The organism is Porphyromonas sp. (genome assembly GCF_030529325.1).
In the GTDB taxonomy this organism is placed as follows: domain Bacteria; phylum Bacteroidota; class Bacteroidia; order Bacteroidales; family Porphyromonadaceae; genus Porphyromonas_A.
On sequence record NZ_JAUMXC010000054.1, the window covers coordinates 1 to 12,031 of the forward strand.

12 protein-coding genes and 1 tRNA gene are annotated in these 12,031 nt (G+C 39.4%); 2 read left to right on the forward strand and 11 right to left on the reverse strand.

All coding sequences use genetic code 11. From position 1 onward, the window contains the following. Positions 1 to 123: 123 nt before the first annotated feature. The 8 genes from folE to Q4A14_RS07765 all read right to left on the reverse strand — a co-directional run bounded on the left by folE (position 124) and on the right by Q4A14_RS07765 (position 8,048). Positions 124 to 744 carry a GTP cyclohydrolase I FolE gene (folE, locus tag Q4A14_RS07730; RefSeq protein ID WP_303171192.1) on the reverse strand — a complete coding sequence of 207 codons (621 nt, stop codon included), beginning with the start codon at positions 742 to 744 and terminating at the stop codon, positions 124 to 126. Between the two features lie 37 nt (positions 745 to 781). Further along, positions 782 to 1,273 carry an SPOR domain-containing protein gene (locus tag Q4A14_RS07735; protein ID WP_303171193.1) on the reverse strand — a complete coding sequence of 164 codons (492 nt, stop codon included), beginning with the start codon at positions 1,271 to 1,273 and terminating at the stop codon, positions 782 to 784. 75 nt (positions 1,274 to 1,348) lie between these two features. Further along, the gene (locus tag Q4A14_RS07740) at positions 1,349 to 2,338 is read right to left on the reverse strand and encodes a GNAT family N-acetyltransferase (RefSeq protein WP_303171195.1); all 990 of its coding nucleotides are present in this window, start codon (positions 2,336 to 2,338) and stop codon (positions 1,349 to 1,351) included. A gap of 5 nt (positions 2,339 to 2,343) precedes the next feature. Further along, on the reverse strand, positions 2,344 to 3,162 hold the full coding sequence (locus Q4A14_RS07745; RefSeq protein WP_303171197.1) for a 1-acyl-sn-glycerol-3-phosphate acyltransferase: 819 nt from the start codon (positions 3,160 to 3,162) through the stop codon (positions 2,344 to 2,346). After that, on the reverse strand, positions 3,162 to 4,154 hold the full coding sequence (gene ribF, locus Q4A14_RS07750) for a riboflavin biosynthesis protein RibF (protein ID WP_303171198.1): 993 nt from the start codon (positions 4,152 to 4,154) through the stop codon (positions 3,162 to 3,164). The genes Q4A14_RS07745 and ribF overlap by 1 nt, the downstream gene beginning before the upstream one ends. Before the next feature lie 18 nt (positions 4,155 to 4,172). After that, positions 4,173 to 5,459 (reverse strand): murein hydrolase activator EnvC, encoded by a 1,287-nt coding sequence (locus tag Q4A14_RS07755; protein ID WP_303171200.1) that lies wholly within the window; start codon positions 5,457 to 5,459, stop codon positions 4,173 to 4,175. Next, entirely contained in the window at positions 5,456 to 6,319 is an 864-nt protein-coding gene (locus Q4A14_RS07760; protein ID WP_303171202.1) for a DUF4292 domain-containing protein, read from the reverse strand. The genes Q4A14_RS07755 and Q4A14_RS07760 overlap by 4 nt, the downstream gene beginning before the upstream one ends. Beyond that, the gene (locus Q4A14_RS07765; RefSeq protein ID WP_303171203.1) at positions 6,309 to 8,048 is read right to left on the reverse strand and encodes a tetratricopeptide repeat protein; all 1,740 of its coding nucleotides are present in this window, start codon (positions 8,046 to 8,048) and stop codon (positions 6,309 to 6,311) included. Before Q4A14_RS07765 ends, Q4A14_RS07760 begins: the two co-directional genes overlap by 11 nt. A gap of 222 nt (positions 8,049 to 8,270) precedes the next feature. Here Q4A14_RS07765 and Q4A14_RS07770 point away from each other — a divergent pair, with 222 nt between their 5' ends. Next, positions 8,271 to 8,672 (forward strand): S4 domain-containing protein, encoded by a 402-nt coding sequence (locus Q4A14_RS07770; RefSeq protein WP_303171205.1) that lies wholly within the window; start codon positions 8,271 to 8,273, stop codon positions 8,670 to 8,672. A 6-nt stretch (positions 8,673 to 8,678) separates the two neighbouring features. Continuing rightward, positions 8,679 to 9,239, forward strand: coding sequence for a histidine phosphatase family protein (locus Q4A14_RS07775; protein ID WP_303171206.1), 561 nt, complete (start codon positions 8,679 to 8,681; stop codon positions 9,237 to 9,239). 131 nt (positions 9,240 to 9,370) lie between these two features. Here the strand turns inward: Q4A14_RS07775 and Q4A14_RS07780 are convergent, their stop codons facing one another. The 3 genes from Q4A14_RS07780 to Q4A14_RS07790 all read right to left on the reverse strand — a co-directional run bounded on the left by Q4A14_RS07780 (position 9,371) and on the right by Q4A14_RS07790 (position 12,031). Then, entirely contained in the window at positions 9,371 to 10,948 is a 1,578-nt protein-coding gene (locus Q4A14_RS07780) for an Rne/Rng family ribonuclease (protein ID WP_303171208.1), read from the reverse strand. A 306-nt stretch (positions 10,949 to 11,254) separates the two neighbouring features. Further along, positions 11,255 to 11,527, reverse strand: coding sequence for an HU family DNA-binding protein (locus Q4A14_RS07785; RefSeq protein WP_303171209.1), 273 nt, complete (start codon positions 11,525 to 11,527; stop codon positions 11,255 to 11,257). Between the two features lie 430 nt (positions 11,528 to 11,957). After that, a tRNA-Arg gene (locus Q4A14_RS07790) sits at positions 11,958 to 12,031 on the reverse strand.

The window sequence follows — 12,031 nt, forward strand, 5'->3', positions numbered from 1 at the left end:
TTACCTCAAAGTTAAGGACTAATGGGGCTTACACACTTTTTTAGGACAGTATCATAAAAAAGAAAGTCGATATCATACAAACTTTGATATCGACCTTCAGAATATTTTTTAGTATTAGTTCGATTACTTTGAGCGTATCAAACTCATAAATTCCTCACGAGTCCTTTGATCTTGAAAGACTCCAGTAAAATCACTTGTTGTTGTGATCGAGTTTTGTTTTTGCACACCTCTCATCTGCATACACATATGCTGAGCTTCTATCACAACCATAACCCCCATAGGATTCAATGTGTCTTGGATACAATCTTTGATCTCTGTCGTAAGACGCTCTTGTACCTGAAGCCTCCGAGCAAAGATATCAACTACTCTTGGTAACTTACTGAGGCCGGTGATATATTTATTAGGGATATATGCAATATGTGCCTTACCAAAAAACGGCAACATGTGATGCTCGCACATGGAGTAGAAGTCAATATCCTTGACAATTACCATCTGCTGATAGTCCTCCCGGAACATCGCTGAACGGAGAACAGCAGCGGGATCTTGGCGATAACCTTGAGTAAGAAAACGCATCGCCTTTGCGACTCTCTGAGGTGTCTTGATCAGTCCCTCTCTCTCAATGTCCTCACCAAGGATATTGATTGTGGACCTATAGTGCTCTGCAAGATCGGAAATAACTTTTTGTTCGACCTCATCAGAGACTTTTTGGGTATGGTACCCCTTAGATGTATCTAAAATAGACATATGTTAGGTATATTCTGTATAGTGATCTTATGCAAATTTATGGTTGCTGTATGAAAACCTGATCTCTGACGACAATCATTTCTTTCGAGTACATCGGAACTGCATTCTTCAACTGATGCATTGCAGCTTGTGCCTCTTGATAAGTCAGAAAATTGCCCACATGTAGCCTCCAAAATGGAGCTTTATACTTAACGTAAGTATTGTACTCAGGTTTGAGTTCCGATACCCGACGAGCCCGCTCCTCTGCTATGCTTTTACTGTTGGGGCGATTACCACTATATATTTGAATCCGGAATCCTTTCATTTTGGAAAAACCATCTTGATTATCCACTGCGATGAAACTCTCTGGGCGTCGTCCCACTACACTTCGTATAAACGAAGACTGAGTGATAGTAACCTTGCCTCGTCCGGGTCCTCCCTGAGTCAAGAGATCAAATATACTTTGTACCGGCGCCTGGGCATAAACAGAAGACTCCGATATACACACCAATAGAGATAATGATAAAATATAAAGTATTGACTTATTCATAATCTTTGTACTAAAAGTCATTGTTCCATAGGCAAAGTTACTTTATTTTTTCAACTTAACTCAGATAGATCCTACTCAACGCTTGAGTTTTGCCTTTATATGTCTAAGTAACTCCAATGGAAGTCTCTTTGCAGCATCGCGTAAAAAACTTTCCATATGCCGTTTCTTTTTAGCTTCAGATATCTCAAGGACTGGAACTAATATGGCCGACTCCTCAACCCCAGAAAAATCAGGATTGATAGAAGTACCGAAATACCTCATGGATGAGGACAAGCCAATATAAGCATTGACAAGTGGAGGAATATTGACGCCCAACTCTCTGACAGCCTCATTGAGTCTCTTGTAGTCTTCCCGAAAATCAGTCCCTCTTATGATATCCATCATATCAATTTCAGAAGTCTCGACGGAAATAGGATTAGAGGGAATGATAAGATGAGGCATATTTGTAAAGTGCTTGCGAAGGAAAAAGAGAATCAAATCCCTTGCTTGAGTATTATATTCCTTATACATAGTCACTTTACCAAAAAAGTACTCATACTGATGATGCATCATAGAGACAGCTCCAAGGCCATCCCAAAGATTGTCAAGAGCAAATATCGACTTTGGGGATAAACGGGCTTGTTGATATTCAAGACGAACAAATGAGCGCCCCAACTCTATGGTACGGGGTAGATACTCTTCAATAAATTGAGGTGAAAGATCAAAGATCCTGGCACTTGCAATGTCAGGCTTACCATCTATCAATTTTATATCCTCTCCTAGAATATATCTATAGCCACCTATAATCAGTTTATGCTCCGGATCCCAGACTATCAACTGTTTATAACCATCGGAAGATAAGTCAAATCTATCTACATCTACAGCTTGGCCAGAGCCTCCACCATAGTATCTGAAAGCCTCTTCTCTTAAGCGTCCCAATTCTTGCATGACATTAGGCGCTTCTCCGGCACTGAACGAATATATTTCGTTATTAGCTCTATTTGTTTTACGCAAAAGAAATCGAGGATGAAGTTCCTCCTCCAAAACTTCGGTAGGGATAGGATCTATAATCGGAGTGAGATTCATGATATTTATAAGCTATTTGTTTGAGCGGGAATAGAGTAAAGACTTGTTTTAATAGATTGAGCGATGGTAAAATCGTCAATATCACGATCGAGAGAATCAACTTTGATGGTAGACCCTATATAGATATCAAAATTTGCACCTCTCGCCTTGAACAGCTCATCTGGCAAAAGCACGAGTTCGTAGTTAAACTTCAATCCCATTCGTTCTCTCCACCTTGCCCACTTGTAAAATGTATTACTGTTACGACTATCAAAAAAGATAGGGACTATATCTCTCTGATACTTCCTAGCCATTCTGATAAAAGAGGGTGACCAATTTAAATCTCGAATCTCTCCCTTTTCATTTTTTCGGGAACAAAGTCCTGCAGGAAAAGTGATAATCTGTCTGTCTGAAAGTAGAGCCTCTTCAATCCTCTGATAACTACTTTTACTTTGGCGTCCGTATTTATTGATGGGTAAAAACACATTTCCAAACTGAGAGATATTCATTAGCAAGTCATTCACTAGAAAGTTTATCTTGCTGTCATAGAGTTTACCCAAAATAGAAGTAAGTACCACACCATCTGCACCTCCAAGAGGATGATTAGAAATAAAGATATATCTTCCTGTCATTGGCAGAAGTTCTTGATTGTGCATATCCACAGTAAAATCAAGTGCATCCATGACTTTGTGAGCAAAGGAGACTCCGTCCACTTCTGTTTGTAGATCTAATATATCGTTGATTTCATCTTGATGAATCAACTTCTTAATTGCATGAATGAGAAAATGCGGAATATACCCCTTGTACTTCTGACGAACGACTTTCTCTACATCTATTTTTCCCATCAGCGTCTGAAGTCTTTCAGCATAATATCCCTAAATGATAACATTGACATCGGATGTGTCTTGAAAAAACTTCTCGTATACAGTTCATCCTTTTTTAGCTGAGCAGCGAGATCTTCAATAGAATCAAACTTTTGATCAGGTCTTAAAAAACGCCTGAATCCGATCTCAACCTCTTGACCATATAAGTCTCCCGAGTAATCAAGAATGTAAGCTTCGAGCCCTAACTTGTGAGAGTCATCTATAGTTGGGCAGCCGCCATAATATGCCATAGCTTGATATATCTCACAGCCCACACGTACTTCCGCAATATAGATCCCAACAGCAGGTAGAAATATATTAGGTTCCAATGGCTGAATATTTGCAGTAGGATAATCTATGGTACGTCCGATCTTTCGCCCGTGCTTCACCATACCTCTAAATCCGTAAGGACGTCCGAGTAAGAGGTCAACAGTATCAAATTGACAGGAAGTAACTAATTCACGAATCGCAGAAGAACTGACAATGCCATCCTCAACAAAAAGAGGTGTTATACGAGTAAGACCGATGCCCCATGATGTGATATAAGCATCATAATCATCCAAACTCATATCACTACGACGCCCAAACCTATTGTCATAACCCATAACTAAATCTACTAAACCTCCATGTGTGATAAGAGGTTCGATGAAAGCATGAGGTTCGATAGCTGCGACATCCTTAGTGAAGTGTATTACAATAAGATTATCTATTCCAGCCTCTGCGATTAAGCTAATTTTACTTGAAAGGGAACTTAATACCACAGGAGGCTCTATTTCAGGGCGTAAGACCTTGATAGGATGCTCATCAAAAGTTATGACAAGGGATTCTCCTCCTATCTCCTTGGCCTTCCGAGAGAGTTCAGACAGGAGTTTTTGATGTCCTTTATGAACTCCATCAAAAAAACCTATAGTAGCAGCTGTGGGGGTTCCACTATAATGAGCTATAAAATCTTCTATTTGGCTATATATATTCATTTTTAAATAATTATTTTTCTATGACCTTCTGATCCACTCCTTAGGATTGAGTTTTGTGCGTTCTTTCCAAATCTGGAAATGCAGTAACGTGGCTCCCCCAAGTTCTGAGTCTGCAAAAACTTTACCAAGAATTTGTCCTGCAGAAACTTTATCTCCACTTTTGACATATACAGTAGTTATATTGCTATAAACAGTGAGGTAATTTCCATGCCGGATGATGATCGAATTATTATATCCTTCAACCACAAATATTCGGGTAACAACACCTTCAAAAACTGCACGAGCTTCAGCTCCCGGACGTCCCTGTATGTCTATGCCATTATTGTTTATTCTCACATAAGACAAACTTTCATGTGCATGCTCACCAAAGGATCCAACAATGGAATAAGATCCGGTTATAGGAATAGGAAGACGTCCCTTATTATTTTGAAAACCTCCAGAGAGTTTTACCTCATCACTGTTCATTTGATATTGAACCTGAGATGGTGTTTTCTGAGTCGTTTTCTTTTTTGATTTAGTTGTTTTAGATTTAGATGCAAGTTGCTTAGCTCTTTTATTCGCAGCAGCAACCTCTCTAGCTATTTGTTGTTCGATTTCATGATTTAAAGCTTGCGCTTGCTTCCTTTTCTTATTGAGTTGTGCCTGAAGTTCTTTTTTTTGCTGATTAAGTCTATTGACTTCTTGACGGCTCTCTTCTGAGCTTTTTTGGAGATTTTCTCGCTCCATCTCCCTTTGATTCAGAAGATTTGTCTTTTCAATGGTCTGCTGTTCTATTGCCTCTCTTTTCTTTTTTACTTTAGCATGTATATCCTTTATTCTCAAAGCCTCATCCTTCTGCCACATCGCATAATCCTGCAAATACCTTGCCCTACGGAGACCCTGTAAAAAATCCTTCGCTGACAAGATAAAGAGGAGTTGTTCTTCCACATTCCCACGACACTGCATCGACTGTAGGGACTTCACATATGAGGACTGTTTGGTATTGAACTCAATCAATAAACTATCCAATTCTACTCTCAAACGCATCGTCTCCTGATTTGCAACCTCTATCTCTGAAGTCAGCGTCAATATCATTTCCTTTCGAGCATTTACTTGGCGGGTAAGAAGATTAAGCCTTTTTAAACTCAGGCTCTTGGACTTATCAGTCTCTTTTATCAGGACTGAAGTCCTATTTATCTCATCCAAAAGTTCCTTGCGCTTAGTCTCAAGTTGTCGTACTTTTTTCGACTTTTGAGAGTATACTTCTTGCTCAACTGTCAAAAGAAGCAAAACAATAGAAAGAAAAATAAAAGCAATGCGTTTCATTTACTTAGGTCACTTATTAGGTCCTTTAGCTGAGAAAGCGATACCAATTTATAATTACTTGGAATACCAATATCTACTTTTTGGCTGAATCTTGTTGAAAATCCATCAAGATCGAAAGCTAAGATGACATGCCTCCTTGTATCACGAGCAGTTATGGTCAAGACAATAGATTTTGGATAGGGTTTTCTTTGCTCTTGTATAGTTACAAAATCAGCATATTCTATCTGAATGAATTCCCCTGAAAATAATTTTACCGTGCTACGTACAAGATTGAGAGAAGCATCAAACTCATGTTGAATGCCATGTCTATGATCTTTGAAAATATATAATCTTTTGTCCGGATCTGTAGAAAAGGTCATGCCCCTTAGAGCTTCACCACGAATGTTCTTGTTCGAGAACGGTCGATGATGTACCAATGCAGCCAATATTTTTGGATCTACATTGTAAAAATTCAGTTCATCGGACAATGTTGTTGATAAATTCTCTAACAAGATTCCCCTTTTTCCGACTCGATCAACAAGAGCAAGTTTATCATGGGTAACTGTAAGCCTCCCAGCCTCCATCAAGCCTAAAAAACGAAGTGATAGCACAAATTCCTGATCAACTCTCAACGACCATCTCGTACCAACTTCAAACTCTTGACCATCAAAGTTTGCAGATAAATAGCCCTTTGCATCTACCACATCTGACTCCTTTAAACCATCATATAAACGCAAGAAATCTCCCTTTGAAAGGGTTGGCATGTCTCCTACTCTTGTAACTCGTTTGGAAATACCGCAACCCACCATCCCAACGATAACAAGGGTGAATAATAGTATCCCTTCAAAAAAAACGCAATTACTTAGCCTCTTATTGGTCATTTTTTAACACTTTTATATTGTTTATTTTAGGAGTAATTGATTCAGCATCCCCTCCAAGCTCTATCGCTTTCTCGAAAGCCTTCACAGCCCCCTCCAATTCACCTAACTTATAAAGTATATCACCATAGTGTTCATGATAAACGGCATTAGGCAATTCTTCATTCCTAATAGCATTCTCTATGTATATCTTCGCTAATGTATATTCACCCTTTAAATATAATACCCATGCGTAAGTATCTAAGAATGTAGGAAAATTCCTCACAACTCTCACTGCCCTACTGGCAAGTTCTTCCGCTTTATCAAGATCTGCCGGTGTCCCATGTACTGCCAGAAAATATGCGTAGTTATTAAGGGCTAACGGTGTCTTGGCGTGTTGGATAGCAACCTCATAAAGATCTCTTGCTGTATCATATCGCCCGGCTTCTGCTTCTAAATCAGCCTTTATCAATATTATGTCTCCGTAATCAGAGTCATTTTTTTGCACCAATCTCACAGCATCCTCAAGTAATATCGCAGAACTTTCCTTATCCCCAAGTTCGCCATATGCCATTAGAGCATATACATAAAATACCCCTTTGTTAGGAAAAACACTTATTCCCTTCTTAGCCATATCAAGCATTTTAGAGGTATCCTTACTCCTAATATACTTTTCAGTAAAATAGGTATATGGATAAGGGTCCACCACTTTTTCATCAATCAACCTTTGAAGCAGCTGCTCACCTTTGAGAGTATCACCGACAAGTAGGTAATTACTTGCTAAAAGCAACTTAATTCCACTGGATTGCTCATAGACCACTGACAATTCCTCCTGTACAGGAATCAAGGCTTTTGTCATAGCTATCTTGTCATGACTGACAGAAAGGCTTCGAGACATTAACTCTTCTATAATTTGAGGTACGGCATCCTCTGTACGCGCAGCTCTAAGGATCTCCTTCGCAGCTCTTTCATAATCTTCCTCAGCCAGATAAATATAAACACCAAGATCACTAAGTAATGTATAATCATTAACTACCTTCTTAGCTTTGGAAAAGATTGCTTTTGCCTCTGAAATTTTTCCCATAGAGAGGTATACAGATATGAGAGCCGAAAGGCTCTCTAAATCTAATGGGACATCATTCACTTGTTTCTCGAGAATCTTGATGGCCTCCTCCCGACGATCCATCTCCATAAGGATTTTTGCTTTCTCATGTATCAATATATTGAGAGTATGATCCATCGCCAAGAGCTTATCGAGTGTCTCAAGTGCCAAGTTCATATCTCCTTTTTGCTTATAAACTTCTACTAATTGAGTATAGAGCAGCTTTTCCTCAGGGTGGAACTTTATCAATGACTGGAGTGTATTTTCAGCGATGTCTAAACGCCCCATACGAGATGCAATATCTATCAAAGCTCGTCCGATCTCCTGATCCTCAACAGAAAGAGTATAAGCTTTCTGCATAGTGACAAGAGCATCGCCAGGCCTTCCAATAGCAACAAGCCCCACGGATAACTGGTGTAGAATTGAAGATTGAGCTTCACCACCAAGAGAGGCCATCCAAAGATGATTGAATCTACCGGATTCCTCTTCATTATTTACATCATCCAAAACCAAAGACTTGAGATACAATCGTTGACTCAAGAGCTCTTCAAAGTGCGGAGATGTTATGTTTGATTGAGCAAAAGTAGCACAAACACAGAGAAAAGTCAGTATTGGAGAAAAAGCAATCCTGCCCCATCCGAGATCCTGCATATATCGATTTTGAGAGATCATTATTTCTTAGTTCTTTCAGACACCATAACAATAGCTGATACCGCCATGAATAATACAGCGATAAAGGTAGCGAAAATAATTGTTATGAGTTGAAGAAATATTATCGTACTCCAAGAGAAAATGAGTGAGATATTCATATATTTTGCCTATTTTAGCGGAGATTTAGATGGATGATATCTCTGAGTTGCGTCATCTAAGCTAATGAGTAACTTTATAACAAGAAACCCTAACTATTTTTCTTTCAAAATCAAGATGGAAGTACGTATCAGTCGTGTTGTAAGTGAGCACTACGACTACACGCGAAAGGAAGCTGAGGAGTATATCCGACAAGGCAGAGTTACCAGAAATGGAGAAGTCATCACGATCGGAGACAAGGCTTCGGCCAATGACGAGATAGAATTGGACGGCGTCCGCATTCCTCTCAAGGGCATCTTCAAAAAACTCGAACGAGAAGCTGCGGGTAAAGAGTCAGGCAATAAGTTTAAAAACCAGAGGGATGATGAGTACCGTGATCCGTTCTTGAATCCTAAAAGCAGAGAACTTCGAAAAGGTCGAAAAAACGAATTTAGCCCCAAAAAGAAGGGCAAAAATAGCATGTACTAAATCTCTATGCTGATAATAGATTGGATACGACATACCTCCCTCCAAATAGATGGGAGTTACTCGTACGGACAAACAGACGTCCAGGTCTCTGACAACTTCGAATCAGAGGCTGCAGTTGTTAAGCAACGACTACAGGGGGTAAAATACGATGCGGTATATACAAGCCCCCTAAGCCGTGCCTCAAAATTAGCACGATATTGTGGTTATGAAGATGCTATCGCCGATCATCGTATCATGGAAATATTCTTAGGAGAATGGGAGCTAAAAAAGTGGGCAGATATCATCATGTACGACAATTTGGATGATTGGTTTGCTAACTTTCATAATCTGACTGCTCCCGGTGGAGAAAACCTACACCAACTATTAGATAGAGTTACAGACTTTATACATGATGTGCGCTCAAAAAGATATTCCAGGATAGCAGTATTCTGCCATGGTGGAGTTATAAATAGCGCAAGACATCTAAACCGGGAGATCAGCAAAGCTCTTATATTTAGAGAGGTTCCACCATATGGATCAATTAATACCATTAAATATTCGAGTCTTGACCAAAGAAAAATAGATTGATAATCTTTAATAATCAGAGTTTGACACAAAAAACAATAATTAGGGGATTACGAAGAGCTCTTCATAATCCCCTAATTATATTCTGTTTATTTCCGTATGGGAACTTTCCCTCTCAAAAGAGAATAAACTTTTTATTCTTCAAGGAAATGCGATAAACTGTCATTTTCGCTATCATAAAACTCATAACTGAGCATACCCAAGGACTCATCAGGAATAATTGTAAGTCCTTTGCCGTACTTTGCTCTCCACTTCGTGTATAGAGATGAACCTAAGCCGACAAGCCCCTTTCGTTTTTGGATATATGCAGCTACATAAGGATGCACATGTAAAGCAAACTTCTTGATCTTCTCGTACTCTACCAAGTGACGTATTTTTCCCTCAAGTTCATCGGTAAAGAACAAAGAAGGCTGTACCTGACCTGTGCCGCGACAAGTCGGACAAGTTTCCTCTGTCTCTATCGCCAAAGCTTGTCTTACTCTTTGTCTTGTAATCTGCATGAGTCCAAACTTAGTAATGGGCAAGACCGTGTGTTTTGCCCTATCATTTTTCATGTACTCATTCATCTTTTCAAAGAGCTTCTGACGGTTGGCAGCCTGGCCCATATCGATGAAGTCTATGACAATGATACCACCAATATCCCTGAGGCGGAGTTGTCTCGCGATCTCTTCGGCAGCGGAAAGATTGACGTCTATTGCTGTATCTTCCTGTTGGTTACTACCCTTAGCTCTATTTCCGCTATTAACATCGATGACATGCATCGCCTCTGTTTGTTCAATCACCAGATATGCTCCACTCTTGTATGTTACGGTCTTTCCAAACAGATGCTTTATCTGTCTTGTAACATCAAAAGAATCAAATATCGGAGCAGAATCCTTGTACAGTTTGACGATACTACCCTTACCCGGATCTATTAGTTCTATGTAGTCGCGAGTCTCTTCAACAAGATCTTTATCATTGATATAAATATCTGTAAAGGTCGAGCTGTATGTATCTCTAAGCAGACTCAGAGTTCGGCTGCTTTCTTTATAAAGGATACGAGACGTTTTTTTCTTTGAAATATTGGCGATTGTGTTATTCCACCTCTTGACCAACATTCTTAATTCATGATCGAGCTCAGCGACTTTGACACCCTCTGCCGATGTACGTACAATAACAGTAACGTTTTTCGGCTTTATACTGAGGATGAGTTGCTTGAGACGGTTACGCTCCTCTGCCTTACGTATCTTATTTGAGACAGACACTTTATCTGAAAAAGGCAGAAGTACGAGATACCTTCCTGCGAAGGACAATTCGGCTGACAAGCGTGGCCCTTTAGTAGATATAGCCTCTTTTGTAATCTCCACAAGGACTTCATCTCCGGGCTTCAAGCGATCAGAGATCGAACCATCCTTATCTATCTCCTTTTCAAGTTTAACTCTTTCGGGTGAGAAGTTCTTTCCATACTTGGAGTGGGCCTCCAAGAAGCTTTGTGCGGACAGAAAACAGCTTCCCAAATCTCTATAATGAAGGAATGCTTCCTTTTTGTGTCCTATGTCGACAAAAGCCGCATTGAGCCCCGGCATAATCTTTTTAACCTTTCCGAGATACACGTCCCCCACAGAAAACTCAATGTTTTGCTTTTCCTGTTGAAGCTCAACCAACCGCTTATCTTCAAGGACTGCGATCGACACCTCTTTAGGCTGGACATCAATGATTAGTTCACTTTTCACTCAAAATTAATGTAGTATAGTTGAATAATAAAAAGCAAACAAACCAATGTTATTGGGCTTTTTACACCATAATAACATAGGTTTGTTCAGCTATGATGATCTAAACACCATGACTCCTCATAAATCAAGTCATAGGGAGTTAGATTAGTATAAAAGCCATATTAGGTCTTTATTTTTTCTTTTTGTGCCTATTCTTTCTAAGTCTTTTTTTGCGCTTGTGAGTAGACATTTTATGTCTTTTTCTTTTCTTTCCGCTTGGCATAGCTTCAAATTTATTTATGTTTGACTTTAGTTATTTATTTCGTATTACTTTTTCTCCAATGTGAACGCTTTAGATGGCTTGAATGCAGGTATCTTGCGCTCAGGTATCTGAATAGTCAGATTCTTGGAAATATTACGAGCCGTCTTTGGAGCTCTTGTCTTTACGATGAAACTGCCGAATCCACGTAGATAGACATTTTCACCCTCTACGAGAGAGTCTCTGACTACATCCATGAATACTTCGACTGTCTCCAATACAAGACGCTTCTCCAAACCTGTGCGTTTACTAATCTCGTTTACAACTTCAGCTTTAGTCATAACTTGTTTCTCTATTAATAATTAATATTATATACCTTGATTTATTGCAGTCTTCAAGCCACATCCACCTCCCTTCTCTTTTTTATAATTAAGGGGGTGCATAGCTCGCCCTGATAAGATGACAGATCAGCCTAACTATCAGTTCTGAACAGTCTCAAAGGCATGATCACCCCACAAGGTTTCGCAAAGATAAACCTTTTTGTTGGTTTTTTCATAGTTAACTCCGTTTTTTTCGTCTAATCACTTATGTTTCTACTCATTGGACCGAGGAATAAAGCCCCAACGCATATCAAGTTAGAGAAACTATATATAAAATCATACACAAATGATTTTTAAAGTAGCTCATAGAGATTCTATATCAAGATGAGACGTAAATAAAAAAGCCTGACAAAGAGAGAAAAGACTCTAATTGTCAGACTTTTACTTTTTGTGATCAGGCTGGGATTCGAACCCAGGACCCACAGCTTAGAAGGCTGTTGCTCTATCCAGCTGAGCTACCCGACC

Excerpts from the sequence above, each read along its gene's own strand:
- folE (WP_303171192.1), bottom strand. The coding sequence starts at position 744 with ATGTCTATTTTAGATACATCTAAGGGGTACCATACCCAAAAAGTCTCT.
- Q4A14_RS07735 (WP_303171193.1), bottom strand. The coding sequence starts at position 1,273 with ATGAATAAGTCAATACTTTATATTTTATCATTATCTCTATTGGTGTGT.
- Q4A14_RS07740 (WP_303171195.1), bottom strand. The coding sequence starts at position 2,338 with ATGAATCTCACTCCGATTATAGATCCTATCCCTACCGAAGTTTTGGAG.
- Q4A14_RS07745 (WP_303171197.1), bottom strand. The coding sequence starts at position 3,162 with ATGGGAAAAATAGATGTAGAGAAAGTCGTTCGTCAGAAGTACAAGGGG.
- ribF (WP_303171198.1), bottom strand. The coding sequence starts at position 4,154 with ATGAATATATATAGCCAAATAGAAGATTTTATAGCTCATTATAGTGGA.
- Q4A14_RS07755 (WP_303171200.1), bottom strand. The coding sequence starts at position 5,459 with ATGAAACGCATTGCTTTTATTTTTCTTTCTATTGTTTTGCTTCTTTTG.
- Q4A14_RS07760 (WP_303171202.1), bottom strand. The coding sequence starts at position 6,319 with ATGACCAATAAGAGGCTAAGTAATTGCGTTTTTTTTGAAGGGATACTA.
- Q4A14_RS07765 (WP_303171203.1), bottom strand. The coding sequence starts at position 8,048 with ATGCAGGATCTCGGATGGGGCAGGATTGCTTTTTCTCCAATACTGACT.
- Q4A14_RS07770 (WP_303171205.1), top strand. The coding sequence starts at position 8,271 with ATGAGTAACTTTATAACAAGAAACCCTAACTATTTTTCTTTCAAAATC.
- Q4A14_RS07775 (WP_303171206.1), top strand. The coding sequence starts at position 8,679 with ATGCTGATAATAGATTGGATACGACATACCTCCCTCCAAATAGATGGG.
- Q4A14_RS07785 (WP_303171209.1), bottom strand. The coding sequence starts at position 11,527 with ATGACTAAAGCTGAAGTTGTAAACGAGATTAGTAAACGCACAGGTTTG.